Here is a 24027-nt window from a genome sequence, read left to right as displayed (position 1 = left end):
AGGGTCTGTCGTTACCCCGATGGGCACCGCGTGGACGAGCGGGCTGACGCCGTCAGGCGGTGATGTGCCGCATGACCGCGGCGAGGGACCGCTCACGTGGCTGAACGGTGTCCAGTGAGAGCGTCTCCCCTGCCCACGGGGGAAAGCTCGCCAGTCGCTGCCGCACGGTGTGCCAGTCGCCCGAGTCGTGCCAGCCGGCGATGCCGCGGCTGCGGTCTTCGAGCCTGGCCCGGTGCACTCGCGGGTCGGAGCAGTGGCACACCACCACGCGGAACTCCGCACCGGTCCCGCGGGCCAGGCTGCGCCAGCGCTCCCTGGTCGCGACCCGTTCGGTCGGATGATCGAGGATGACGGACTGTCCGGCGACGAGTTGCCGGAGAGCGAGCGTGGTCAGCACCTCTTCGGCCATCTCCAGCGGAGCCTCGAAGTGACGACCGCCGAACGGGGTCAGCGCGCCGAGCAGCCAGTCGGTGGCGAAGACCGGGATCCCCAGCTCGGCGCCGGCCGCGTCGGCCAGGGTGCTCTTCCCGCTGCCGGGCACCCCGGAGAACACGACCAGCCGAGCGTCCGCGGCGGCGGAAGGCAGGTCGTGGCCGGTGAAATCGGCCGGCAACCTCGGCGTCAGATCGGTCGGCACGAGTCCGGCGACCCACGTCGTGGCGATTCGATGCGGCCGCGTGGCCTCGACGACGCAGGAAACGACGTCAACGGAGCCGTCGTGACGGCGGATCCGCGCCCGCGCGGTGGTCTCGCCGACGTCGAGACCGACCACGACGACCGGCGCGTAGCCGGCAGCTCGACCGCGGGTGACCTCGACGTACCTCTCGGGCGTGACGACGGCGGTGAACGCGGGCGCGAGCACGTCGGACGCGTCAGCTCCCCAGCCGGGTCTCCCGTCCAGGCCGTCGAGAATCCACTCGAGCCGCGCGAGGGCAGGACTGGCCGCGAAACGGTGCACTGTTCCCCCCAGGCAGGATGGTGAGCCGATCAAGCCTGACGAGGCTGCCAGGAGACGGGAGGCCGGATGATGCCCGGCAGGACGGGTGTCGACCTCTTCGGCTCGAGCCGCGCGCGGTACCTCGGCCCGATCGACGGTGACGGGGTCTTCTGCGTCGGCAACGCCACCGAGTGCGACCACTACACGGAGGACGGCGCCGTCCGGATCCCGTGGGGACGCTCGCCGCGGCCTGAGGACATGGCGCGGATCCGCAGCCTGGCCCTGTGCCCGACGGCGGCGCAGCTGCGGAGGGCGGTGCTGCCCGCCTACCTGCCGGACCTGGTGAACCTGGAGTCGCTGACATTGCCCGCGCCGCTCGTGGCACATCTGACGTCCCCCGCGCTGAGGTCGCTCGTGATCGGCAACGACGACGGCCAGGTCCCCTCGGTCCCGCTCGCGGACACCGCCGTGCCGGGGCTGCGGGCGCTGATGTGGGTCAGCTCCCACACCACGCCGCGGTTGCCCCAGGTGGTCGACCCGCTGCCGCCGCTCGAGTTCCTCCGCACCAACGTGACCGGCGACGACGCGGTGCTGCGTCAGCTCGAGGGCCTCCCGGCGCTGCGGCACCTCGAGCTGGTGGACCTGAAGAACGTCGACTTCGTCGACCACCTGGTGGCGCCGCTGCGCGTGCTGGAGATCGCCGGCACCGGACGCGACTTCGCGGTGGCCCGGCTCGCCGCGATCCCGACGCTGGAAGCGGTGCGCCTCAACGGGATCCGCGCCGAGATCGACTGCACCGTGTTCCAGGCGCTGCCCGGCCTGGTCCAGCTGACCGTCCTGAACTCGAAGAGGATCGCGAACGTCGAGGCGCTGCTGGACTGTCCGGAACTGGCGAACATCGTGTTCGTCAACTGCGGCAACCCGTTCAAGAAGGACGGCAAGGCGCTGTTCAAGTCCAAGGCCTTCGCCAACCTGGACATCGACTACTCGTAGGCCGGCTGCTCGACCAGGCTTTCGGTGCCCTTTGCGCCCGCGTCGACCTGGGCCAGCAGACCGGGACCGGCCTCGGGCAGGACGTCGTGCGCCGTCATTCGTTCTCCGCAGCAGTCGCACGCCAGGGTGACCCGTGCCTCGCCGGCGCAGTCGCGGTGCCGGTAGTGCACCGGCGGCCCGTCAGGCGCCATGTGGGCGTCGCCCCAGTCCTTGATCGCCATCAGGATCGGGTAGAGGTCGTGCCCCTTGCGGCTGAGCCGGTACTCGGCGTGGTCCCCGTCGACCGCCTGCTGCCGCACCAGGATTCCGTGATCCACCAGCCGTCCGAGCCGGTCCTGCAGGCGGCTGCGCGGAATGCCCAGGTTGCCCTGGAACGCGTTGAAGCGCCGCACGCCCGCGAACGCCTCCTTCAAGATCAGCAACGTCCACCTGTCCCCCAGCACCACCAGCGGGCGGGTGATCGAGCAGGGCAGGTCGGCGAGCTGTTCGTACCGCATGCCCCCGACCCTACCGAAGATGGTCTCTTTTCGAGACCGCTTCGTGTTAGCGTCAGTCTCGAAAAGAGACCACCTTGGAGGTTCCCGTGAGCGCGGCCGCCGTCACGCCCCCAGACCCGCACGAGGCGCTGCGCCGACTGCTCGACGAGAGGTGGACCTGCCGCCAGTTCCTGCCCGAGCCGGTTCCGAGGGACACCATCGAGCAGGTGCTCGCACTCGCCCAGCGCACCCCGTCCTGGTGCAACACCCAGCCGTGGCACGTGATCGTCACCGAAGGCGCCGCGACGGACCGGATGCGCACTCGGCTGCTCGAGCACCTGCGGACCACTCCCGGCCAGCCGGACTTCCCCTTTCCCACCCGGTACACGGGCGTCTACCAGGAACGCCGGCGGGAGTGCGGCAAGCAGCTCTACACCAGCCTCGGCATCGAACGCGGCGATCACCAGGGCACGGCCCGGCAGATGCTGCGCAACTTCGAGCTGTTCGACGCACCGCACGTCGCGATCATCACCACCGAGGCCGACCTCGGCGTCTACGGCGCGATCAACTGCGGCCTCTACCTCAACTCGTTCCTGCTGGCCGCACAGAGCCTCGGCCTCGCCACGGCGCCCCAGGCCGCGCTCGCGGGGTACTCCGGCTTCCTGCGGGACCACTTCGGACTTCCGGACTCCCGGCGCGTCGTCGTCGGAGTCTCGTTCGGCTACCCCGACGCGACGCATCCGGCCAACGGCTTCCGCACCACTCGCGCGGACATCGACACCGCCGTGACGTGGCACTCCGCCTGACGTCGCCGGGGTAGATCGACAGCACGAAAGGGCGCGATACTCCTGCCATGACGGCGAAAGCAGGCGCGGTCGTGACCGGTGCCGGGCGCGGTGTGGGCAAGCTGGTCGCGCGGATGCTGGTCGAACGCGGCTACACGGTGCTGGTCACCGACGTCGACGAGGCCACCGCGACCGCGACGGCCACCGAGATCGGCGCGATCGCGCGAGTGCTCGACGTGCGCGACGACGCGGCCGTGCAGGCGGCGCGCGACGACATCGTCGCCCGTGCGGGCCGGCTCGACGTCTGGGTCAACAACGCGGGGGTTCTGGTGACCGGGCCCGCGTGGGAGCAGGACGCCGCCACCCGCAGGCTGATGGTCGAGGTCAACGCCCTGGGGACCATCAACGGAACGGTCGCCGCGATCCAGGCCATGCGCGGCCACGGCGGCGGGCACGTCGTGAACGTCGTGTCCCTCGCGGGCATCACGGCCGTCGTGGGCGAAGCGGTGTACGCCGCCTCCAAGCACGCGGCCATCGGCTTCAGCCTCAGCACCCTCGCCGATCTCCGCCAGGCGGGCGTCCAGGACATCGCCATCTCGTGCGTCTGCCCGGACGGCATCTGGACGCCGATGCTCTACGACAAGCTCGAAGATCCGGCGGCCGCGCTGTCGTTCTCCGGCACGTTGCTCCAGCCCGCCGACGTCGCCGCCGCGGTCGCGGCCGTGCTGGACAAGCCGAAACCGGTCACCGCCCTCCCGCGGTGGCGCGGTGCACTGGCCAGGCTGGCCGACACGTTCCCGCGCTTCGGGCTGCGCGCGATTCCGTTCATGGTGGCGCAAGGCCGCCGGACCCAGCGCAAGCTCGTGAACCGCGACCGGCAGGGCTGATCTCCCTCACGCACCTTCCCGGCCGAGCATTTCCGTCGATTCGACTCTGCATTCGACGGCTCGCCTGACCAAAAAAGCCGCGCATGACCAGCCGCTTTTATTCCGCGGCACTGCACGCACGCATTCGACGATACCCTGGGAGCGCTCCCATAACCCTGTCATTGGAGTTGTCATGCGAAAAACCATCCGCGCAGTGGCTGCCGCCGGCTTGCTGGTGGCGAGCACCTTCGTCGCGACAGCGGGGCCTGCTCACGCCGACGTGACCATCTGCGACCAGTACGGATCAACCACCATCCAGGGCCGTTACGTGGTGCAGAACAACCGGTGGGGCACCTCGGCCCAGCAGTGCATCAACGTCACGTCGTCCGGCTTTCAGATCACCAGCCAGCAGGGCTCGTCCCCGACCAACGGAGCGCCGGTGTCCTACCCGTCGGCCTTCCTCGGCTGCCACTACACGAACTGCTCCCCCGGCTCCACCCTGCCGATGCAGGTCAGCCGAATCCGCAGCGCCACGTCGTCCATCAACTACCGCTACAGCGGCGGCACCTACAACGCCTCCTACGACATCTGGCTCGATCCCACGCCGAAGACCAACGGCGTGAACCAGATGGAGATCATGATCTGGTTCAACCGCCAGGGCTCGATCCAGCCCATCGGCAGCGCGGTCGGCACGGCGAACGTCGGCGGACGCAGCTGGCAGGTGTGGCGCGGCAGCAACGGTTCCAACAACGTCATCTCCTACGTCGTGCCATCACCGATCAACTCCTGGTCGTTCAGCGTGCTCGACTTCGTCAACGACGTGCGCGCCCGCGGTGCGATCACGAACTCCTGGTACCTGACCAGCATCCAGGCCGGGTTCGAGCCGTGGAACGGTGGCGTCGGCCTGGCGGTCGACAACTTCTCGGCCTCGGTCAGCGGCTGAGCGGGCGGAGCAGGTGGCGGCGGTGACCTGATGACCGCCCCGATTGCGCCAGGGCGAACACGTCATTGCCGAGAACGCACTTGTCGCCACCTCGCTCCCTGCCTAGTTTCAAAGGGAAACCTCATGGCGGTCGCCATTACCAGGCGGCGCCAGAAAAGCACGATTTCGTGTTCGAAAATCAACGCGCGCACATCGGCGATCGTCGTCGTAGCTCACGACCATTCACGAAAGGATCATTCGTGATCGACTGGATGGGGCTCGCCGAGTCGCTCATCTCCTCGCCGTGGCTGTACGCCGTGCTGATCGCGGTGTCCTTCCTGGACTCCTTCCTCCCCCTGATCCCGAGTGAGCCCGTCGTGATCGTCGCGGGCGTCTACGCCGCGACCGGGCAGACCGGCATCGTGCTCGTCATCGCCGCCACGACGCTCGGCGCCTTCCTCGGCGACCTGGTCCCGTACGCGGCAGGACGCCTGTTCGGCACTCGCCTGCTCAAGCGTCTCCCGCCTGGCACCAAACGCCGCGCGGCGCACGACTGGTTCACCCGTGAACTCGACGCCCGCGGCGGCTTCGTCCTGGTGACCACGCGCTTCATCCCGGTCGGGCGTTACCTGGCCACCCTGTCCACCGGGCTCGTCGGCTTCCCGCTCGGCAGGTACGTGCTGTTCGTCGCGTTCGCCACCGCTTCCTGGAGCACCTACACCGCGCTCACCGGCTACCTCGGCGGCGTTCTGTTCCAGGAGAACACGCTCCTGGCGATCGCCGTCGGCGTCGGTCTCGCGTTCGTGGTGACCGGGTTCATCGAGGTCGTGCGCCGCCTGCACCACCGCGGGAGCCCCGCCGCACAGGGCGCCGTCACCGACTGACGCCCTCGGCGGCGATGGCCATGATGTGACGGGCGCGTTCGCGCAGCAGTCGGTGCGTGCGGTCGTGGTGGTTGCGTGGATGCCACGCCATGCCGACAGTCACCGACGGCAGTGCGAGAGGGATCGGGAACGCACGGAGCCCCAACGTGTCCAGCATCCGCTGCGCCAGCCTGGCCGGGGCGATGCAGACGACATCGGTCTCCGAGGCGAGGAACAGCGCGCTCGCGAACGTGGGCACCACGGCCACCACCCGTCGGCTCAGTCCCCTCTCTGCCAGCTGTTCGTCGATCGGACCCCTGGCCCGGCCGCGCCGCGACACGACGATGTGGTCGGCGGCGGCGAACCGTTGCGGCGTCACGGTCTTCGCCTTCGCGAGTGGATGGCCTGGACGCACCGCGGCGATCAGCGTCTCGGTGACGAGCGCTTCCGAGTGGATCTCCGAGTCGCCGGGACGGATGCTGCCGATCTCCAGGTCCACCAGGCCCTCTCGCAGGGCGGGGGTGTCCTCGAGGCTCTCCGGCCGCAGGCGCAACGAGATGCCGGGCGCCTGCTCGCGCAGGTCGTCGATGAGCGAGGGGATGAAGGTCGTGGAGAGCATGTCGGTGACCTGAAGGTCGAACATGCGCACCGCGGTTCGCGGATCGGCGGTGGTGGACGGCGCGAACAGCGCTCGGGCTCTGGTCGCGATCGCGTGCACCTCGCCGCGCAGTTCCAGCGCCCGCGGGGTGGGCACGAGATCACGCCCCGCCCGCACCAGCAGCGGGTCGTCGAAGGTCCGGCGCAACCGGGCCAGGGCACGGCTCATCGCGGGCGCCGAGGTGTGCAGCCGGGCGGCCGCCTTGGTCACGCTGTTCTCGGCGAGCAAGCGTCCAACGCCTCGATCAGATTCAGATCGATGTAGTCCACCCGCCGATTATCACATCCGCAATTCTTCCTTGCCAGAGTTGCACTGGAGTTAATCCGGTGCTGCTCCTACTGTCGGGAACAGGAAGAAATCGTTGGAGGACAAGCACATGACGAGGGAACGACAGTGACGCGAGCTGTGGTGATCGGCGCCGGAATCGTCGGGCTGACGACGGGAATCGCCCTGCGCCGGGCGGGGTTCGACGTGGTGATCTGCGAGCAGGCGCAGGAGATCCGCGCGGCCGGAGCCGGACTCGGACTCTGGGCGAACGCGCTGGCGGCGTTCGACGAGCTGGGCGTCGGCCAGCAGGTGCGCGCCATCGGCAAACCCAGCGAGATGTACTTCCACGACCCCTCCGGGCGTCTGCTCGAGACCCCCGAGTTCGGTGTCGAGGACCACCGGTACCTGTTGGTGCACCGCGCGAAGCTGACCGATCTGCTCGCCGATGCCGTGGGACGCGAGAACATCCGCCTCGGCACGGGTTTCCGCGGCTACGAGGAACACGCTGACGGCGTCACCGTCCAGTCGACCGACGGTGGCAGCACGGAGGCCGACGTGCTCGTCGGAGCGGACGGGGCGTACTCGGCGGTGCGCTCGCGACTGGTACCGGGCAGTCCGGCACAGGAACACCGCGGCCATCAGGTCTGGCGCGCGGTCGTTCCGGCCGACGGCATCGACGTCGAGGGGAACCGGCTGATCCTGGGCGCCAACGGGTGCCGCGGTGGGTACGTGCGCACCTACGACGGCAGCGTCTACTGGCTGGTGAACCAGTTCAAGTCACCACCGCTGACCGGTACCCGCAAGCAGCAGGCGTTGGAGCGCACCCTCCACCTGGAGGACGGCCAGGAGGGCGTTCTGGCCCGGCTGATCGGCGCGACGCCGGAAGAGCTGATCCTGCACAACCAGATCATGCTCGTACCGCCGCTGCCGCACTGGGTCTCCGCACGGGTCGCGCTGGCCGGAGACGCGGCGCACGCGATGTCGCCGCACATCACCGCCGGTGCGACGCTCGGCATCGAGGACGCCGCGCTGCTCGGCGACATGCTCGCCGTGACCGGCGACGTGCCCACCGCACTGGCCGCCTACCAGGCCGACCGGATTCCGCGGTACGCGCGCGTCGCGGAACTGTCCGCGGCGGTTGAGCACGCTCCCACGCCACAGGAGTTCGCGCGGCACTACGCCGCGTTCAGCCACTGGATGATCACGCCCCAGAACGCCGGCCAGGTCCAGGTGCGGGCATGAGGTTCTCCGTCGACGTGGACGTGACCGTGCCGATGCGCGACGGCATCGCCCTCGCCACGAACGTGTGGCTACCAGAAGGTCCAGGTCCCTTCCCCGTTCTGCTGATTCGCACTCCCTACGGCAAGGACGACGCCGGAACGTACGGCAACCCGAAGCTGCCGGACGTGTTCGCGTTCGTGGCGGCCGGATACGCGGTGGTGGCACAGGACGTGCGCGGGACCTCCCGATCATCCGGGACGTTCGTGCCGGGCGTTCACGAAAGCCGAGATGGTGCCGACACCTTGACGTGGCTGACCGGGCAACCGTGGTGTGACGGCACGGTCGGCATGTGGGGCGGTTCCTACATGGGCTTCACACAATGGCTCGCCGCCGTGCACGCCTCACCGGCGCTGCGCGCGATCGCACCCGTGATGAGTTCCGCCGACCTGTACCGCGCGCCGTGGTACTCGCCCGGCGGCGCGTTGTCCCAGGACACCCTGCTCACGTGGAGCACGCTTTCCGCACTGCGCAACCTGCGCCGCGATCTCGCCGACGGCCGCGGCGACCCTGCCGACGCGCGGCAGCTCCTGTCCAGTGTGGACGATCCTCGGCTGTTGCACGATCCGTTGCCGCTGTCCGGGCGGGACGCCGTGACACGCAACCTTCCATGGTTCGGTGACGTGCTCGGCCATCCTGAACACGACGCGTTCTGGCGGGAGGTCGCCCCGATCGGCCACTGCGGCGGCATCACCGTCCCGGCACTCCAGATCGGCGGCTGGTACGACGTGTTCATCGGCGAGACCATCCGGTCGTACCAGATGATGCGCGAGCACGGCGGCAGCGCCGCGGCCCGTGACGGCCAGCGGCTCGTCGTCGGTCCCTGGGCGCACCCCGACGGCGCCGACCTGGGCACGTTCCCGGACCGGTCGTTCGGCCTCGCGGGCAGCATCAAGGCCGCCGAGGTCACCGACGAGCACCTGAGGTTCTTCGACCGCTGGGTCCGCGGCCGGACGGACGCTCCCGACGACCGCCACCGCGTCCGGATCTTCGTCATGGGCATCGACCGGTGGCGCGACGAGGAGGACTGGCCGCTGCCCGGCACCGCCTACACCGACTTCTTCCTCGCCGGCGGCGGTCGCGCCAACACCGCGGCGGGCGACGGAGTCCTGACACGCGACGGCGTGCGGGCAGAGGCGACGGACACCTTCCTCTACGACCCGCGCCACCCTGTCCCCACGCTGGGCGGCACCGTGCTGGCCGGCGCGTCCGGTGACCACCCCGGTCCGGCCGACCAGGCCGCGGTCGAGGCACGGGACGACGTGCTGTGCTTCACCACCGACGTCATGGAGCACCCGGTCGAGGTGACCGGGCACGTCACCCTGGTGCTCCACGTGTCCAGTTCGGCGCCGGACACCGACTTCACCGGCAAACTCGTCGACGTGCATCCCGACGGCAGGGCGATCCTGCTGTGCGAGGGAATCCAGCGCGCCCGCTACCGCGACTCCCTCACCGACCCGGCGCCCATGGAGCCGGGCACGGTGTACGAACTGACCATCGACACGGGCGTCACCTCGAACGTCTTCCTCGCGGGACACCGCATCCGGCTCGAGGTCTCCAGCAGCAACTTCCCCCGCTACGACCGCAACACCAACACCGGCGGCACCATCGCCACCGAGGACGCCCTGACCGTCGCCGTCAACCGGGTCCACCACGGACCGGCGCATCCCAGCCACCTGGTGCTGCCGCTGGTCGAGCGCGCGGAGGTACGGGCGTGAACGCGCTCGAAGAACTGGCCGACCGCGCGGCCATCGCCGATGTGGTCACCGGCCTCGCCCACAGCCAGGACGACAGGGACTGGGCCGCGCTGCGCCGGCTGCTCGCCGACGAAGTGCTGCTGGACCTGTCCACCCACCACTTCGGCACACCACCGGCCACCGTGGCGGCCACCGACCTGGTCGCGCTGGCGAGCAGCACCCTCACCGGCTTCGACTGCACCCATCACGCCACCTCCAACCTGGAGGTGCGGCTGTCAGGCGACGTCGCCGAGTGCCGCGCACACGTGGTCGCCTACCACCACGTCCCCGCGGACCCCGGCGTCGTCGACCACTGCACCATGCGCGGGTACTGGCAGCTGAAGCTGCACAGGCTCGGCGGCCGCTGGCTGGTCACCCACTGGGCCGTGCGGCGCTCCTGCCCGTGGGAAGGGTCCCCGGACGTCTACGCACTCGCCGCCCAACGCTCCGCACCACCATCGTGACGGCCGACGAGGAGAACTCGATGTTCTACGAGATCCGGACAGAACACGCCCGCGCCGGCCTCGGCACCGAACTGGCGCTGTACATGGACGAGACCGTCATCCCCCTGCACCGCGAGATGGGCATGACCGTGGTCGGCTCCTTCACCGTGGCAGGCGACGAGGACAGCTTCGTCTGGATCCGGCGTTTCGAGGACGCCGCGGACCGCGAACGGGTCCTGGACGCCGTCCACGGCCACCCTCGGTGCGCGACAGTCGTCGACACGGTGTCGGCGCTGCTGGGCGGGGCCGAGTCCACGGTGCGGCTGGAACCGACTCGCGGGTCCGGTCTCCGCTGATCCAGCGATCAGGGACTCCCGGCAGGCGGCACGGCCCTCTGCTCCAGTCCCGCGATCAGGACTTCGATCAGCACGCGGTAGCTGTCGTCGACGTCACGGGGCAGACCGAAGCCACCGGCGCTCTCCAGGCTCGCGAAGCCGTGGACCGCCGATCGCAGCGCGCGGGCGGCGTCGAGCGCGTCGGCGTCGCGCAGGCCGAGTCCGGCGAGGATGGCGAACAGCGCTCGCAGCGAGTCGTCACTGACGCGGCGGCCTTCCTCGTCGTCGGCCGCGGGTGCGCGAACGGTGGCCGTGTAGCGACCGGGGTGCGCGATGACCCAGCGGCGGTAGGCGTCGGCGAAGGCGTGGATCGCGTCCGCACCCGCTTTGCCGACGGCCGCTCTGGCCGCCACCTCGCCGAGTTCGCGCTGGGCCTGCAGGGCGATGCCGCGACGGAGGGCGTCCAGGGACTCGACGTGCCGGTAGAGCGAGGGAGCGCGCACGCCGACCCGTTCGGCCAGCAGCCCCATGGTCAGCGCTTCGAAGCCGACCTCGTCGGCGAGTTGCGCGCCGGCCGCGATGACCGCGGCCGGAACGAGGCCCGCCCTAGGCACGGGCGGTCGCCGTGGGAAAGGTCAGCATCAGGATCACCACTTCGCCGGGACGCGCGGGCGGCCCCGCACCGTCGATCTCAGGCTCGCCCGGTCAAGCGCGCCGCGACGGCGTTCACCGCGGCCCCTTGACAGGGTTAGCTAATCGTCTTAGCTTAAGGCTAACACGATTAGCTTTCGCTTCGGAGGACGGCATGACCGAGTACCTGAACATCGCCGGAAACACCATCGCCTACGACGTGACCGGGCAGGGCCCGCTCGTCGTGCTGGCCCACGGCATCGGCGACAGCCGCCACTCCTACCGCTTCCTCGCCCCCGCACTGGCCGCGCGGGGATACCGGGTCGCGAACGTCGACATCCGCGGTTGCGGTGACTCGAGCCTGGGCTGGAACGGCTACACCCGCACCGACATCGCTTCCGACCTGGTCGCCGTCGCCCGCCACCTCGGTGGCCCGGCCGTGATCATCGGCCAGTCGATCAGCGGTGGCGCCGCGACCATCGCCGCCGCCACCGCACCCGACGTGATCACCGGCGTCATCGAGCTCGCGCCGTTCACGCGCGCGCAGTCCCTCGATCTCGCAGGACTGTTGCGCGTCAAGCACTTCCGCGCGGGCTACACCCAGCTCGCGAAGGTCATGGTCGGCGGCAGCCTGGAGAGCTGGAAGAAGTACCTCGACCTGGCGGTGCCGGCCAAGCCCGCCGACTGGGACGCCGAACTCGCCCGCATCGACGCCAAGCTGCGCGAGCCCGGCCGGATGAAGGTCCTCCAGGCCATGTGCAAGACCAGCCCCGCCGACGCCGGTGCGCAGCTGGCCAACATCACCTGCCCGGTGCTGGTCATCATGGGCAGCGCCGACCCCGACTGGGCGGACCCCCGCGCCGAGGGCGAGAAGGTCATCGCCGACCTCCCCCGAGGACGTGGCGAACTGGCGGTCATCGAGGGCGCCGGGCACTACCCGCACGCTCAGACACCCGACGAGGTCCTCGCACTCTCCCTGCCGTTCCTGGCCAAGACGCTGACGCGCGCCTAGGGGCTCAACGGCCGCCGAGCGGCCCACCGCCGAGCAGAATGGATTTTACTTTCCGACGAATTTTGTGTTTCACCTCGCGTTGCGCGCCCACGACAATTTCCGCTTGACATTTGATGGCCCAGAAAAATCTGAACACACATTCTGCTGATCAATTCGGAATTGGTGTAGTGTCGATTTCACCGGGAACACCTCGTACGTGGGCGGTCAAGCCCATGTCGTACCCGGCGAAAAGCTGAACCGGCTGCCTTTCCGGCCGGGGAACGGGAGTCCCGGCGTGACGCCGGCATCACGCCGCAGGCGCACGCCTGACCCGTCCACAGTGGAGCGTCTGCTTCCGACAATCCGAAGGGCCCCGCTTCGTGGTTCGCACGTACGGTTTTCTGAGCACGTATCCGCCCACGCGATGTGGACTCGCCACGTTCACCGCTTCTCTGCTGCGCCATCTGACCGCGGTGACGCCGGGAAGCACGGGCCGGGTGGTCCGCGTCCTCACGGAGCCGGACCACGAGCCGGTCGCCGCCGCGGAAACCCGGATGGTGCACCAGATGACGCCCGGCGCGGCCGAGGACGCGGCCGAGGTGCTCAACCGCTGCGACGTGGCCGTGATCCAGCACGAGTACGGGATCTACGCCGGCCGCGACGGCGAGGACGTGCTCGGCGTGCTCGCCCGGCTGCGCGTGCCGGTGATCGTCGTGCTGCACACGGTGCTCAGCACGCCCACGCCTGGCCAGCGGCGAGTTCTCGAGGAGGTCGCCGGCCACGCCGACGCCGTGGTGACCATGTCGATGGCCGCGCGGCAGCGGCTCGTGGACGGCTACTCCGTCGAGCGGCCCGATGAGGTCGTCGTGATCCCGCACGGCGCACTTCCCGTCGCCCCACCCGCCCGCACTCCGTCCGCCGGCCGGCCGTTGATCCTCACCTGGGGTCTGCTGGGCCGCGGGAAGGGCATCGAGTGGGGTATCTCCGCGCTCGGTGCGCTGCGCGACCTGAAGCCCCGGTACCTGGTGGCCGGTCAGACCCACCCCGAGGTGCTGGCGCACGAGGGTGAGATCTACCGCAGGAACCTGCGCAACCGCGCGGCCACGTTCGGCGTCGCGGACCTGGTCGAGTTCGACCCGGCCTACCGCGAGGCCGACGCGCTGGCGGAGCTGGTCGGCCAGGCCGATGTCGTCCTGCTGCCCTACGACTCGTCCGAGCAGGTCACGTCCGGTGTGCTCGTCGAAGCCGTGGCCGCCGGCACACCCGTGATCGCGACGGAGTTCCCGCACGCGGTCGAGCTGCTGGCGGACGGCGCCGGGCTGCTGGTGCCCCACCGCGATCCGGCCGCCATCGCCGCGGCGTTGCGGCGGGTGCTGACCGAACCGGGACTCGCGGCCGGGATGAGCGAGCGTTGCGCGCGTCTCGCCCCGGCACTGAGCTGGCCGGCGGTCGCGAACCGGTATCGCCGTCTGGCGGAGCGCGTGCTCGCCGACCGAGTCGTGGTGGCCACGTGACCGGCGAGTCCCGCCTTTCGCCGACCTCTGCAGGTGGCTGGCGCATCGGTGAACCCCGCCCGGCGTTCGACCAGCACCCCGACGAGGTCGCGGCGCTCGCCGACGCCCGCGCCCATCAGGCCACCGGCGACCTGAGGTGGCAAGCCGGTGTCCGTCACGCGATCGCGTGGTTCAACCGCGACCAGGGCGCCGAATCGACACTGGCGCGGCGCCGCGCACCCCGTCCCCCTCGCGCAACACTCCACAAAGGACAAGTGAACAGATGAACGAACGGCCAGAGGACACCGCGGTGATCACCAACCGGCTGCACCTCGCCACCGGCTTTCTCGCGAACGAACGCGGCTGGGTCGTGGAACGCCTGGCCGCACTCGGCTCGCGCCTGCGCTCGTTCCACGACGACCAGATCGACCTCGAGATCAGCGTGAAGGACCGCAGCGGCGCCGAGCAGCGAGTCACCCTGGAGTGCTGGATCAACCGCACTCCCCGCCTGCACCTCGTCGCCACCTCGTCCGAGCCGGATCTGGCGGCCGCGCTCAACGAGGTCCGCACCGAGCTGATCCGGCAGGTCGACGAGGCCAAGACGCGAACCGAACCGCGCCACAACCGCGCGCTGCGGCTCGTTCCCGCACTGACTGTGCCCGAGCACGGCCGAACGGGCACCAATGGCAACACGATCGAGTGATGGCACCCCGGCGTGGCTTGCGCGCGGACTCCGCTGATACCTAACGTGCGGCTTCTCTGTCCTCCGCCCGCCCGGACCCCGCGGTCGCCACGGTTCCCCGAGGAGAATCCCGTGAGCACCGTCCGTCTGCCCAGGGCGCCCGCGACCGCCCGGAGTGTCTCCGGCCAACCGGGCCGATCCCCCGGCACCGCGCGATTCACCGTCACAGAGCAGCTCGTCCGTCGAGGGTCCGTCGTGATCGCGGTGCTCGGCGAGGTCGACTCGCGCAGCGGTCCGGTGCTGCACACCCGTCTCCAGGAGCACGTCCGCAGGGCGGGCCCGGATCTCATCGCCGACCTCACCGCGGTCAGCTTCCTCGGCATCGCGGGCCTGGCCACCCTGATGGCCGTGTGGGAGACGACGGTGACCGCGGAGGTCGAGTTCATCGTGGTAGCGCGCACCCGCGCGGTCCTCCGGCCGCTCCGGCTCACCGGATTGGACCGCAAGTTCGACGTGGTCCACGATCTGGCGACGCAGCGGTGACGGATCGGCGAGGTCCGGCCGCTCGGCCATCCGCGGTACCGCTGTCAGGCCGAACGTCTCCTTCTCCAGGCTTCGCTTCCACATCGGTTTGCCCGTGGGAGATGCCGACCGCTTCTCAGAGCCTGTTGGCGAATGGTTGCGCGAGGTCGGCGCCTCCATCGACGCGGCGGAACGGGTGCTGCTCGGCGAGCTGCGCTACCCGAATCAGCGCTTCGGCGTGGAACTGGCGTGGGACGAGCGCGGTCAGCCGCACGTGTCGCCGCAGGCGGTCCCGGTGTTCCCCCGGGTCACCTCGCCAGCGCAGGTGCCGGACGCCGACGGGCGGATGCCCCGGCGACGGTTGGACTTCGAGCCCGATTGTCGGCACGCCCGCAGGCACAGCGAGATCTACCGGCGCGGCGACCGGCCGTGGCTGCGCACGGTCGCGGTGACCGGAACGCTGCTGGCGGTCGGTGGCGCACTGTTCGTCCTCAGTGGACAGTGGCGGGGGTCCCGCTCGTATGGCCCGCAGGTGAAGGAGTCCCACGAATCGTCGAGGGACTGGAACTGCCGCCCCCGCTCAGACCCCCCGTCGCCGCCCCCTCGGTGTTCACCGGCCCGTTCTCCCGCCGTGGCCGGGGCGTCCGGCTGAATACGTCCGACTGACACATATCGGCCGCAAGGCCTACCAGCGCTCCGGCGCGCTGAGCTCGGTCGAGGCCCAGATCACCGAGCCGGATCAGCTCACCAGCGCGACGAGCTTCGACACCAGCTCCGATGGCAGGGGGCGTGCGGCGTTCTCCGCGCGGAGTCGCTCGCACGCCGCCCTGATCTCCTTGTCCTCCAACAGCTTCGTGAGATGCGAAGCGTCCACAGTGGCGTCTTCGAGCCACAGGCCGATACCAGCGTCGCGGACGAGTGTCGCGTTGTCGAACTGGTCGGCGGCGTGCGGAAGCAGCAACTGCGGCACTCCGGCGGCCAGCGAGGTGAAGGTGCTGCCGGAGCCGCCGTGGTGCACGATCGCGTCGCAGTGCTCCAACAGGGCGTTCAACGGGATCCACTCGACGAGGCGCACGTTCTCCGGCAGCTCGCCCAGTTCCGCGACGTCGGAGTCGCCGAGCGCGAAGATGAATTCCGCGTCGATCTCCTTGGCCGCCTCGACGATCTGGCCCAGCGCGCCGACGGACATCAGGCCGACCGCGGTGCCGAGGGTGACGCACACCCTCGGCCGTTCCCGCTTGGCAAGCAGCCACCCCGGCAGCACCCCGCCCGCGTTGTACGCGACGTAGCGCATCGGCCACCCGATCTGCGGGGTGCCGAGCCCCTCGGTGGCGATGTCGATGATCGCGTCGGCCTCGGTCGGCCGCGTCACGCCATGCCGGTCGTAGGCGTCGGTGTACTTGGCGTACAGCGCGAGCTCGTCGGTCCCGCGCGCCGAACCGAAGTTGTGCTGCACGGCGGGAATTCCGAGCTTCGCGGCGATGAACGGGCCCGCGGAGTCCATCTGCTCGAAGACCACCAGGTCCGGCCGCCAACCCTGGGCGGCGGCGAGCATCCCCTCGGTGAGCCGGTCGCCGAGCGCGGCGAACACCCGCGCGACGAGCTCCATCGCCCGCCTCGGGTCCTCCACGAACAGCTCGTTGATCGAGGCGAAGTCCCCGAACCGCTCGTTCTCCCGCACTGTGGTCCCGAAGAACTTCATCATGTCCAGCCCCGGCGCGGCCTCCACCGCGGGCAGCCCAGCTTGCGCGGCGCGCTCGACGACGTCACCGGTGCTGGCGACCAGCACGTCGTGACCCGCGGTCCGCAGCGCCCAGGCGAGCGGGATCATCGGAAACAGGTGGCCGAGCCCCGGCGATGACGAGAAAAGAACTCGCACGACTTCCTCCCTGGGAGTCTGTTGGCGAACGGTGCGGGTTGGTCGTGAGCATGGGGGCATGAAGGTGGGGCTTCTGGCAATCGAGATGTACCAACAACTTGATCATTAAAAGCCCCAGGACGTCTGTCTACCGTGTCGAGGCCGCGAAGGCGAGTTGTGGCGTGTCTGGTTGCGCATGTCGTGACCGGACACGTCGGTATCCGCCTGATCTGACCGATGAGCAGTGGCAGGTGTTGGAGCCGTAGTTGCCGGTCGACTTCCCGCCCTGGGAAGCGGTGTGTGCGTTCTTCGAACGGTGGAGCGAACGGGGCCTGCCGCAGCGTCTGGTCGACCGGTGCGGGGACGCATCCGGATCGCGTGTGGCCGGGCCGAGTTGCCTACCGCAGCGGTCATCGACGCCCAGACCGTGCGCGGTGCCGACACCGTGGCGGCCGACGGCGCCGGCTATGACGCGGGGAAGAAAACCAAGGGGCGTAAGAGAAAAATTGGGCCAAAGCCGTGCTGTGCCTGACACTCACCGTTGCCAAACGCACCGACGACACAAAGGGCTTCGTGGTACTGCCCCGCAGATGGGTCGTCGAGAGGACGTTCGGCTGGCTGACCCGCCGCCTAACCCGAGAACTCTCCGGCGACCCACCACCAGCACGCTGGAGCCAGCCCGGACAACCCAGCTCAACCACGGCATGACCATCTACCAACAGGCTCTCAGGCGTAGTGATCGAACTCGCTTTCCAGCACACCTTCCCCTCGGGTCAGGGATGGCAGTCGGCGTTGCAGCTCACGCACCCGTGCCGCCGGGATGTGTCCTTCAAGGACGGTGGCGGACGTCGTCAGCGCAACGGCGCCGACCTTGCCCAGCGCGGCGAGCACCGCGGCGAGTGCGTCCTCCGGAATCTCCAGCCGGAAGCGGTGCATCGGTTCGCACGTCGCAGTTCCTGCTCGACGCAACGCTTCCCGCAGCACGATCGGTGCGAGGCCGCGGAAGTCGCCCGCCGCGGTCACCGGTGAGGAGTATCCGGAGTGCGTCATCGTGACCGCGCAGTCGTGGATCCGGTCAGCGCGCAACGTGTCGCGCACGGCGTCCTCCGCGGCCCTGAAGAAGGCGAGCGGCAACGAGCCCAGCTCCACCTCCAGCCGGAACTCCTCCGGTCCCGGTTCCACCCGGAACCCGATGGTGGCCGCGAACGGGCTCTCACCCAGGAACCGCACCGCCTCGCCCACACCCAGGGGACGCTCCACGCGGATCGTTCTCGTTTCGCGGAACGTGACGGCAACGCCGTACTCCAGCGCGAGCGTCGCCTCGATGACCTCCTTCTGCACCTCGCCGTACAACGAGACCACGATGTCGTCGCCGTCGAGCCGCAGGTCGATCAACGGATCCTGCTCGGCGAGTTGCCGCAACGCGGAGTGCAGAGCCACCCGATCGTGCGACTGCACAACGGTTTCCAGCGTCGGCGGCGCGATGTGGTGGACCCGGTGGTGGCGAGCGGCGCCGATCGTGTCGCCAATGCGGACGTCGAGGCCCCACAGCTTCGCGATCTGCCCTGCCCGTGCGGCGGCGCGACGTGGCGCCGAGCCGCCCTCGAACACCGCGATCGCGGTGACTTTCCCTTCGCTGTCACCGATCTTCACCCGATCACGCACCCGCACGGTCCCGGAGAACAGCCGTGCGAACGCGATCTTCTCCCCCGCCCTGCCACGTTCGATCTTGAACACCGTGCCGGACAGCGGACCGTCGACCACATCGGTCACCGGCGACAACGACGTGACGCCGGCGACCAGCTCGTCCAGGCCGTCACCGGTGATCGCGGACCCGAAGTAGATCGGCGCCTCGGTCGCCAGCTTCTCGACCACGTCGCGCGCCACGCGCTCCCCGTCCGCGCCACGACGGTCCATCTTGTTCACGAACACGACAGTCGGGATCTCCAGGCGCCGCAACGTGCGCATGAGCACGCGGGTCTGCGCCTGCACGCCCTCCACCGCGGACACCACCAGCACGGCGCCGTCGAGCACGTCGAGCACCCGCTCCACCTCGGCGATGAAGTCCGGGTGGCCCGGTGTGTCGATCAGGTTGACCACGACGTCCCCGACGACGAACGACGCGACGGCGGACTTGATCGTGATACCGCGCTGCCGTTCGAGCGCGAGCGAGTCGGTCTGCGTGTTCCCCGCGTCCACGCTGCCGAGTGCGTCGATCACACCGGCGGCGTGCAGCAACCGCTCGGTGAGGCTGGTCTTACCAGCGTCGACGTGAGCCAGAATCCCCAAGTTCAAGGTGCGCGACAAGCGTCATGTCCTCTAGATAGGCAACGAATACCTTCTGGGTGAACACGAACGCCACGCGCATGTGCCTCTCCTCGTCCGGACGACTGGTCGGGTTCAGTCGATCAGGCCGCGAGCCGCGGCGCAACCGAGATTGTCGTGTCGTCTCAAGCTCGTCCGCACCCTGCTGCCTGTTCGCTCGAGGGTGCGTTCGACGCCGAGCCCGGTGCGGCGGATCAGTCCGACGCGATTGCCCCGCCGGCGTGTCCGGACGAGTCAGTAGTACGGGTTGAGCCATCGGCGCGGAGCCCCTTCTTGAGCAGGCTCACCGCGGCCTGGTGAGCTGGATGCCCCGGCGCGGAGGCCAGCCAGCCCAGCTCGGCGCTCGCCCAGTCGTCTCCGCGCCACGCTCGCCGCCCCAGTTCGTACACGCGGCCGAGACCGGAGAGCACCTCGACCAGCCGCCGGTTGGCCCGCACGTCTCCGCTGTCGGCCGCCATCGCCAGCGGTCCCGTGTCGCCCAGCTCTCCTGCGAGGTTCAGCTCACGCCACCTCGCGTACTCGCACCCCGCTTCCGAGAGGGCCCGAAGCTGCGGCAGATCCTGTTGCTCGGCCAGTCGATTCGCGCGACGGTGCCGTTCAGTCGGGTAGAGCGCGGCGGGCACTGTCAGCGCCGGCTTCGAGACACGCCGCGGCACAATCCGCATGTCCGCGACGTAGTGCCGCGCCGTCGCGTCGCCTGCTTCGGCCATGGCATTCATCAACGACCGCGCCTCGTCGTTGTAGCCGTGCTTCCACAGGGCCAGAGCGAGGTTTCGCCGTTGGGGAACCTCGGCGGCGTCGGCGAGCAGCATGAGGCGGTCGAGGTCTCCGCGCTCGATCAGCAACTCGGACAGTTGAGTCTGTGCGTGCTTCACGCACATGTCTCCCAACACGCAACGGTCATTCAGGTGCTCGAAGTTCGCCAGATCATCTGCCATGCCGTGATCACGCAGGATCGCGATCAGACGCAGGTGAGCCGAGGAGTCGCCGACACGAAGTACGTCGACCGCCTCACGAACCCTGCCCAGCTCGGCCAGGACCTCCCCCAGCCGCACCCGCCACAACCTGCCGTCATGCTTCCCGAGCAGGTCCAGCAAGGCGCCGAGGTCTCCGCGCTGCTGGAGCACGTCCGCCATCCGCCAGGCCGCGTAGTCGTCTCCGGCGTGGACCATCTGCCAGAGCTCGTCCATCGCGTCCACTCGCACCATCAGGTCGACAAGGCGTTTGCGGGCCTCCGGGAAACCCTGGGTGACGAGTTTCCGCAGGCGTGCGAACGCCTCCTCGTACCGGCCCTGCCTCGTCAGCAGCTCCACGAGGTCGTATCCGGCACCGCTGAACCCGTCTTCGGCCGCCTCGGTCAGCAACGGCTCCGCGATGTCGTAGATCAGTCGCGCGCTCGCGCTCCGTCCAAGCGACGCCTTGTCCAGTGACGAGTAGGTGTGGCGGTCCAACGCCTTCCACAGCGCCGGTTCGATCGGCATCATGCGGCGGGACTGCCAGCTGTGTTGCTCGAGGTAGTCGTGCAGCTCGTAACTGTCCGCAGCGCCAGGCAGGCCATCGGAGATCCGGCACGGCAACAGCGCGGTGACACCGTGCGTCTGATCCCGCGCGGCCCTGCGCAGACCTCCCTCGAACCAGTCCTTCGGAACGTCCACCCGATCGGCATCGCTCAGGTAGGTGCCCGCAACAGCTTCCAGCAACTCCGTTTTGAACGGCTGTTGGTGGCCCAGGCGGCGCGCGTCGAGTGCCACGGACACCACCGCCGCGGCGTATCTGTCCACCACCGTCGCCGGCGACTCGAACCTTCGAACAAGCCCCGGCCCACCGACCAGAGTTTGGATCACCGCCCCGTGTGCACCCGCCGTGTTCGCCGCGATCTGGACTCGCGGATCGACCAGCGGGTCGGTGCGGAGCGCCAGCAGCGATTCCTTGCCGAACAGCTCGGCGACGACGACCAGGGTTCCGCTCTCCAGCAACAGCCGCGCGCAGCTGTACGGATCCTCCAGCGACACCGGCTCCGAGATCAATCTCTCCCAGAACTCGGGCCAGAGAGTTCCGACGACGAGCACGGGTCCGACGTCGGAGTCCTCGTTGATCAAAGCGTGCAGCTTCGCGGCGACCGCGCTACCGGAGGACCGGGTGATGTAGTTGTGCATCTCGTTGAGCCACAACACCGTCCTGGGCGCGATCTCGTCTGCCTCCAGCAAGTCGTGGAGTTCGTCCCCGGTCCTCGGGTACCTGAGCAACCACGTCCGGAGGATCGGATGAGAGGAGATCGCCTCCCACAACGCCCGCGTCTTGCCGGTCGCTGAACCTCCGACCATGACGATCAGCTTGCTGCCGCTCAGATCTGCGAGGTCTTCGTCCAACTTGTCGTCGTGCTCTCGGCGCACATATCCCGTCAACGCGGGTAGCGGCTCGTCCAAGCCCGGCACCTCGAGCGGACGGTGGATCTGCAGAGCGAAGGGGTCCCAGCTCTCGACCGGGCGTCCTGCCGGCCGCCTGCCCGTTCGGACGGAGTTGATGTGCACCGCGCCGACCTGATCCGCCTGCACCACGGCGTGCGCGTTCCCTTTGACGCTGTTCGCACTCTTCCGCTTGGCCATGCCGCTGGACCTTCACCTCACAGGACCGGATCACTGGAGACTTCCGTTCCATGACCGTGGTCCAAGACGGCGGACACCGCCACATTGTTCCAAGGCCAATCCCTGGCCAGAAAGCTGACAGTTCGCGTCTGCCAGATCTTTGTCGGCCAACGGGTCGAGCGTGATGCCGCTGGTGTACTGCTTGGTCAGACCGCGCGCGTGGATCACCGGACCATTGGCGGTACCCGTGACGGCGGTGTCGGCCGGAGAGCCACGGCGATGCGGCCGGACGAGCACGGTGGAGTGGGCTCTACCGTCAAGAGGCCCCTTGCCTCGACTGACTCGCGGACCCGCGATTTCTAGCTTGGTGCCATGACTTCAACGGACACGGACGGCGCACGGGCACTGGTCCTTCGCCACCCGCTGATCACGTTCTTCACGCTGGCCTACGGCATCAGCTGGCTCGCCTGGACGCCGTACGTCCTGTCGCTGGACGGGCTCGGCGTGCTGCACTTCCGCTACCCGGACTTCCTCGTCGGCAACCAGCTGACGGCGATCATGCCCGGCGCGTACCTCGGGCCGTTGACCGCGGCGTTCACGGTCACCGCGATCACCGAGGGGCGGGAAGGGTTGCGCCGCTGGCGCAAGCGGCTGTTCCAGTTCCGCGCCGGCGTGCGGTGGTACGCGTTCGCGTTGCTCGCGGTTCCTGTGGCGGTCCTGCTCGGCACGCTGGCGATGGACGGCGCGGAGGAGGCCGTGCGGCTGCCGTCCCTGATGGTGGTGGCCGTCTACGTTCCCGCGCTCGTGGTGCAGCTGCTGACCACCGGTCTCGCCGAGGAGCCCGGCTGGCGCGACTTCGCGTTGACCCGTCTGCAGACCCGGCACCACCCGCTGGTGGCGACCGTCATCCTCAGCGTCCTGTGGGCCGGCTGGCACCTGCCGTTGTTCCTCACCCCGTGGGCCGGGCCCAACACCGGCGCCGAGACGATCGCGCTGTTCTTCGTGGTGGCGCTGGAGATGAGCATTCTGATCACGCTCGTCTACAACAAGGGACGGCAGAGCGTGCCGTTGGTCATGCTCCTGCACTGTTCCATCAACAACTTCCAGTCGGTCGTGTGGTCCGAGGTCTTCCCCGGAGACGACCCCCGCTGGCTCTGGGGTCCCGCGCTCGGTCTCGGCCTACTCTCCGCTGTCGTCATCGCCGCCACCCGCGGCAAGCTCGGCTACGGTTCCGGTGTCCAGCAGACGGTGAGGGCCGAGGCATGAACCCCGGTCACACGCCCAGCTCGTCCTTCTCCCCCAGGCGGCGCAACGCGTCGGCGAGCCGTTGCCTGCGGACGCGTTCCGCACGCGACGCGATCCACAGGCAGAACAGGCCGAGCGGCAGCTCGACGAACAGCGCCTGGGCCCAGGCGAGCGGGCGGTCGCGGCGCGGGCTGGACATCGTGTCGAACCAGGCGTCCACGAACAGCAACGCGCCGGTCACCGCGGCGGGCAGCTGCACGTGGTCGCGCCGCCGCAGGGCCAGCCAGCCGGTGACGACCAGCATCGTCGCGAGCGCGACGTCGAAGACCACCCAGGACAGGATGTACTGGCGAAGCGAGGTGGTCAGGAACGCGCCGCAGCGCACCTTGGTGTCCGGGCAGCGGGTGGGCACGTTCAGGAAGTCGTTGAACAGCACACCCGCCCAGACCAGCGTGATCACGCCGGCGGCCAGGTAGAACGGGCCTGCCCAGCGCGGCAGCCCAGCGCGTTTCCTCTTGCCCTCCACGCCGCCGAGCCTAGTGAAGCTGATCATCTCCCGCTGGCCGGCCGCGGCGGCCACAGGTCGCCGCGGCCGGACCGCCGTCAGACGGGGAAGACGCCGAACGACTGCGAGGCGGTGCCGTTGCAGACCCAGATCTGCATCGCGGCACCCTCCGTGGACAGCCCTCCCGGTACGTCGAGGCAGTGGCTGCTCGTGCCGGCGACCCGCGACCTGAGGGTCACGAAGTCGGGCAGGTTCCGGCTCGCCTGGAACCGCTGGTTGCTGATGTTCGCACAGGGCCACTGGACGACCGGCGTCCCGTTGGTGTTGCTGCCCAGCGCGTCCATGCACTTCAGGGTGACCGCGTTGCGGATCTGGACGACGTGGTTGTTGCGATCGATGAAGTCCCAGCGCTGGAACGCGCTGCCGTTGCAGGAGACCTGGACGATCGGCACGCCGTCCGCCGTCGACTCGCCCTGCGGCGCCAGGCACTTGCCGCTGACAGCGCTCCGGACGGTCACGTCGAAGTGGTCGTCGGCCATGGCCGGAGCGGCGGTGCCGAGCAGACCCGCCACGGCGGCGGTCATGGCCAGCGCTGTGGTGGCGATCCGTTTTCTCATGTGAGCAACCTCCCC

The 24027-nt window shown here is 69.3% G+C and carries 26 protein-coding genes; 17 read left to right on the top strand and 9 right to left on the bottom strand.

Annotation, left to right across the window (positions count from 1 at the left end; all coding sequences use genetic code 11):
- Window positions 1-52: 52 nt before the first annotated feature.
- Window positions 53-958: an AAA family ATPase gene (locus ACH413_RS04880; protein ID WP_360042514.1), complete on the bottom strand. Its 906-nt coding sequence runs from the start codon at window positions 956-958 to the stop codon at window positions 53-55.
- A gap of 69 nt (window positions 959-1027) precedes the next feature.
- On the opposite strand from ACH413_RS04880, the gene ACH413_RS04875 reads away from it, so the two are divergent.
- Window positions 1028-1930 carry a hypothetical protein gene (locus ACH413_RS04875; protein ID WP_360042517.1) on the top strand — a complete coding sequence of 301 codons (903 nt, stop codon included), beginning with the start codon at window positions 1028-1030 and terminating at the stop codon, window positions 1928-1930.
- Here ACH413_RS04875 and ACH413_RS04870 read toward each other — a convergent pair.
- Window positions 1921-2427 (bottom strand): helix-turn-helix domain-containing protein, encoded by a 507-nt coding sequence (locus ACH413_RS04870; RefSeq protein WP_360042519.1) that lies wholly within the window; start codon window positions 2425-2427, stop codon window positions 1921-1923. The genes ACH413_RS04875 and ACH413_RS04870 overlap by 10 nt on opposite strands.
- Before the next feature lie 74 nt (window positions 2428-2501).
- Here ACH413_RS04870 and ACH413_RS04865 point away from each other — a divergent pair, with 74 nt between their 5' ends.
- The 4 genes from ACH413_RS04865 to ACH413_RS04850 all read left to right on the top strand — a co-directional run bounded on the left by ACH413_RS04865 (window position 2502) and on the right by ACH413_RS04850 (window position 5863).
- Window positions 2502-3212 (top strand): nitroreductase, encoded by a 711-nt coding sequence (locus ACH413_RS04865; protein WP_360042522.1) that lies wholly within the window; start codon window positions 2502-2504, stop codon window positions 3210-3212.
- A gap of 47 nt (window positions 3213-3259) precedes the next feature.
- Window positions 3260-4078: an SDR family NAD(P)-dependent oxidoreductase gene (locus tag ACH413_RS04860; RefSeq protein WP_360042525.1), complete on the top strand. Its 819-nt coding sequence runs from the start codon at window positions 3260-3262 to the stop codon at window positions 4076-4078.
- 172 nt (window positions 4079-4250) lie between these two features.
- Window positions 4251-5000 carry a glycoside hydrolase gene (locus ACH413_RS04855; RefSeq protein WP_360042528.1) on the top strand — a complete coding sequence of 250 codons (750 nt, stop codon included), beginning with the start codon at window positions 4251-4253 and terminating at the stop codon, window positions 4998-5000.
- Between the two features lie 239 nt (window positions 5001-5239).
- Window positions 5240-5863 carry a DedA family protein gene (locus tag ACH413_RS04850; RefSeq protein ID WP_360042531.1) on the top strand — a complete coding sequence of 208 codons (624 nt, stop codon included), beginning with the start codon at window positions 5240-5242 and terminating at the stop codon, window positions 5861-5863.
- On the opposite strand, the gene ACH413_RS04845 is transcribed toward ACH413_RS04850, so the two are convergent.
- Window positions 5853-6710: a LysR family transcriptional regulator gene (locus ACH413_RS04845; protein ID WP_360042534.1), complete on the bottom strand. Its 858-nt coding sequence runs from the start codon at window positions 6708-6710 to the stop codon at window positions 5853-5855. The two genes, ACH413_RS04850 and ACH413_RS04845, sit on opposite strands and share 11 nt — an antisense overlap.
- 183 nt (window positions 6711-6893) lie before the next feature.
- Between ACH413_RS04845 and ACH413_RS04840 the strand changes: the two genes are divergently transcribed.
- The 4 genes from ACH413_RS04840 to ACH413_RS04825 are packed head-to-tail and all read left to right on the top strand — an operon-like array spanning window position 6894 to window position 10580.
- Window positions 6894-8009, top strand: a complete 1116-nt coding sequence (locus tag ACH413_RS04840; RefSeq protein WP_360042537.1) for an FAD-dependent monooxygenase — start codon at window positions 6894-6896, stop codon at window positions 8007-8009.
- Window positions 8006-9763 carry a CocE/NonD family hydrolase gene (locus ACH413_RS04835; RefSeq protein ID WP_360042540.1) on the top strand — a complete coding sequence of 586 codons (1758 nt, stop codon included), beginning with the start codon at window positions 8006-8008 and terminating at the stop codon, window positions 9761-9763. The genes ACH413_RS04840 and ACH413_RS04835 overlap by 4 nt, the downstream gene beginning before the upstream one ends.
- Window positions 9760-10245 (top strand): nuclear transport factor 2 family protein, encoded by a 486-nt coding sequence (locus ACH413_RS04830; RefSeq protein WP_360042543.1) that lies wholly within the window; start codon window positions 9760-9762, stop codon window positions 10243-10245. The genes ACH413_RS04835 and ACH413_RS04830 overlap by 4 nt, the downstream gene beginning before the upstream one ends.
- A gap of 20 nt (window positions 10246-10265) precedes the next feature.
- Window positions 10266-10580, top strand: coding sequence for an NIPSNAP family protein (locus ACH413_RS04825; protein ID WP_360042546.1), 315 nt, complete (start codon window positions 10266-10268; stop codon window positions 10578-10580).
- Between the two features lie 8 nt (window positions 10581-10588).
- On the opposite strand, the gene ACH413_RS04820 is transcribed toward ACH413_RS04825, so the two are convergent.
- A complete protein-coding gene (locus ACH413_RS04820) occupies window positions 10589-11173 on the bottom strand; it encodes a WHG domain-containing protein (RefSeq protein ID WP_360042549.1) in 585 nt (194 codons plus the stop codon).
- Window positions 11174-11364: 191 nt separating this feature from the next.
- Between ACH413_RS04820 and ACH413_RS04815 the strand changes: the two genes are divergently transcribed.
- The 6 genes from ACH413_RS04815 to ACH413_RS04790 all read left to right on the top strand — a co-directional run bounded on the left by ACH413_RS04815 (window position 11365) and on the right by ACH413_RS04790 (window position 15529).
- A complete protein-coding gene (locus ACH413_RS04815) occupies window positions 11365-12201 on the top strand; it encodes an alpha/beta hydrolase (protein WP_360042552.1) in 837 nt (278 codons plus the stop codon).
- Between the two features lie 359 nt (window positions 12202-12560).
- Window positions 12561-13694 (top strand): glycosyltransferase, encoded by a 1134-nt coding sequence (locus tag ACH413_RS04810; protein ID WP_360042555.1) that lies wholly within the window; start codon window positions 12561-12563, stop codon window positions 13692-13694.
- Window positions 13691-13960: a hypothetical protein gene (locus tag ACH413_RS04805; protein ID WP_360042558.1), complete on the top strand. Its 270-nt coding sequence runs from the start codon at window positions 13691-13693 to the stop codon at window positions 13958-13960. Before ACH413_RS04810 ends, ACH413_RS04805 begins: the two co-directional genes overlap by 4 nt.
- On the top strand, window positions 13957-14376 hold the full coding sequence (locus ACH413_RS04800; protein ID WP_360042560.1) for an HPF/RaiA family ribosome-associated protein: 420 nt from the start codon (window positions 13957-13959) through the stop codon (window positions 14374-14376). Before ACH413_RS04805 ends, ACH413_RS04800 begins: the two co-directional genes overlap by 4 nt.
- A 111-nt stretch (window positions 14377-14487) precedes the next feature.
- On the top strand, window positions 14488-14898 hold the full coding sequence (locus ACH413_RS04795) for an STAS domain-containing protein (RefSeq protein ID WP_360042563.1): 411 nt from the start codon (window positions 14488-14490) through the stop codon (window positions 14896-14898).
- A 136-nt stretch (window positions 14899-15034) separates the two neighbouring features.
- Window positions 15035-15529, top strand: coding sequence for a hypothetical protein (locus tag ACH413_RS04790; protein ID WP_360042566.1), 495 nt, complete (start codon window positions 15035-15037; stop codon window positions 15527-15529).
- Between the two features lie 87 nt (window positions 15530-15616).
- On the opposite strand, the gene ACH413_RS04785 is transcribed toward ACH413_RS04790, so the two are convergent.
- Complete coding sequence (locus tag ACH413_RS04785; protein ID WP_360042569.1) at window positions 15617-16756, bottom strand: nucleotide disphospho-sugar-binding domain-containing protein; 1140 nt, start codon at window positions 16754-16756, stop codon at window positions 15617-15619.
- Window positions 16757-17254: 498 nt separating this feature from the next.
- On the opposite strand from ACH413_RS04785, the gene ACH413_RS04780 reads away from it, so the two are divergent.
- Window positions 17255-17443, top strand: a complete 189-nt coding sequence (locus ACH413_RS04780) for a transposase (protein WP_396424869.1) — start codon at window positions 17255-17257, stop codon at window positions 17441-17443.
- Window positions 17444-17461: 18 nt separating this feature from the next.
- Here ACH413_RS04780 and ACH413_RS04775 read toward each other — a convergent pair whose 3' ends face one another.
- Together ACH413_RS04775 and ACH413_RS04770 are read right to left on the bottom strand one after the other, a co-directional pair.
- Window positions 17462-19042: a translation factor GTPase family protein gene (locus ACH413_RS04775; protein WP_360042572.1), complete on the bottom strand. Its 1581-nt coding sequence runs from the start codon at window positions 19040-19042 to the stop codon at window positions 17462-17464.
- A 212-nt stretch (window positions 19043-19254) separates the two neighbouring features.
- Window positions 19255-21666, bottom strand: a complete 2412-nt coding sequence (locus ACH413_RS04770) for a hypothetical protein (protein WP_360042575.1) — start codon at window positions 21664-21666, stop codon at window positions 19255-19257.
- Window positions 21667-22017: 351 nt separating this feature from the next.
- Between ACH413_RS04770 and ACH413_RS04765 the strand changes: the two genes are divergently transcribed.
- Entirely contained in the window at window positions 22018-22911 is an 894-nt protein-coding gene (locus tag ACH413_RS04765) for a type II CAAX endopeptidase family protein (protein WP_360042578.1), read from the top strand.
- A 7-nt stretch (window positions 22912-22918) separates the two neighbouring features.
- On the opposite strand, the gene ACH413_RS04760 is transcribed toward ACH413_RS04765, so the two are convergent.
- Both ACH413_RS04760 and ACH413_RS04755 read right to left on the bottom strand, forming a co-directional pair.
- Window positions 22919-23443: a hypothetical protein gene (locus tag ACH413_RS04760; protein WP_360042581.1), complete on the bottom strand. Its 525-nt coding sequence runs from the start codon at window positions 23441-23443 to the stop codon at window positions 22919-22921.
- A gap of 50 nt (window positions 23444-23493) precedes the next feature.
- Complete coding sequence (locus ACH413_RS04755) at window positions 23494-24012, bottom strand: RICIN domain-containing protein (RefSeq protein WP_360042583.1); 519 nt, start codon at window positions 24010-24012, stop codon at window positions 23494-23496.
- Window positions 24013-24027 lie beyond the last annotated feature (15 nt).

The sequence above is a fragment of the Lentzea sp. NPDC020367 genome (assembly GCF_044387305.1).
Classification (GTDB): domain Bacteria; phylum Actinomycetota; class Actinomycetes; order Mycobacteriales; family Pseudonocardiaceae; genus Lentzea.
Note: the sequence above shows the minus strand (reverse complement) of the source record. Positions and strands in the feature narration are given on the sequence as shown.

Excerpts from the sequence above, each read along its gene's own strand:
- ACH413_RS04875 (WP_360042517.1), top strand. The coding sequence starts at position 1,028 with ATGCCCGGCAGGACGGGTGTCGACCTCTTCGGCTCGAGCCGCGCGCGG.
- ACH413_RS04870 (WP_360042519.1), bottom strand. The coding sequence starts at position 2,427 with ATGCGGTACGAACAGCTCGCCGACCTGCCCTGCTCGATCACCCGCCCG.
- ACH413_RS04860 (WP_360042525.1), top strand. The coding sequence starts at position 3,260 with ATGACGGCGAAAGCAGGCGCGGTCGTGACCGGTGCCGGGCGCGGTGTG.
- ACH413_RS04855 (WP_360042528.1), top strand. The coding sequence starts at position 4,251 with ATGCGAAAAACCATCCGCGCAGTGGCTGCCGCCGGCTTGCTGGTGGCG.
- ACH413_RS04835 (WP_360042540.1), top strand. The coding sequence starts at position 8,006 with ATGAGGTTCTCCGTCGACGTGGACGTGACCGTGCCGATGCGCGACGGC.
- ACH413_RS04825 (WP_360042546.1), top strand. The coding sequence starts at position 10,266 with ATGTTCTACGAGATCCGGACAGAACACGCCCGCGCCGGCCTCGGCACC.
- ACH413_RS04815 (WP_360042552.1), top strand. The coding sequence starts at position 11,365 with ATGACCGAGTACCTGAACATCGCCGGAAACACCATCGCCTACGACGTG.
- ACH413_RS04800 (WP_360042560.1), top strand. The coding sequence starts at position 13,957 with ATGAACGAACGGCCAGAGGACACCGCGGTGATCACCAACCGGCTGCAC.
- ACH413_RS04770 (WP_360042575.1), bottom strand. The coding sequence starts at position 21,666 with ATGGCCAAGCGGAAGAGTGCGAACAGCGTCAAAGGGAACGCGCACGCC.
- ACH413_RS04765 (WP_360042578.1), top strand. The coding sequence starts at position 22,018 with ATGACTTCAACGGACACGGACGGCGCACGGGCACTGGTCCTTCGCCAC.
- ACH413_RS04760 (WP_360042581.1), bottom strand. The coding sequence starts at position 23,443 with ATGATCAGCTTCACTAGGCTCGGCGGCGTGGAGGGCAAGAGGAAACGC.
- ACH413_RS04755 (WP_360042583.1), bottom strand. The coding sequence starts at position 24,012 with ATGAGAAAACGGATCGCCACCACAGCGCTGGCCATGACCGCCGCCGTG.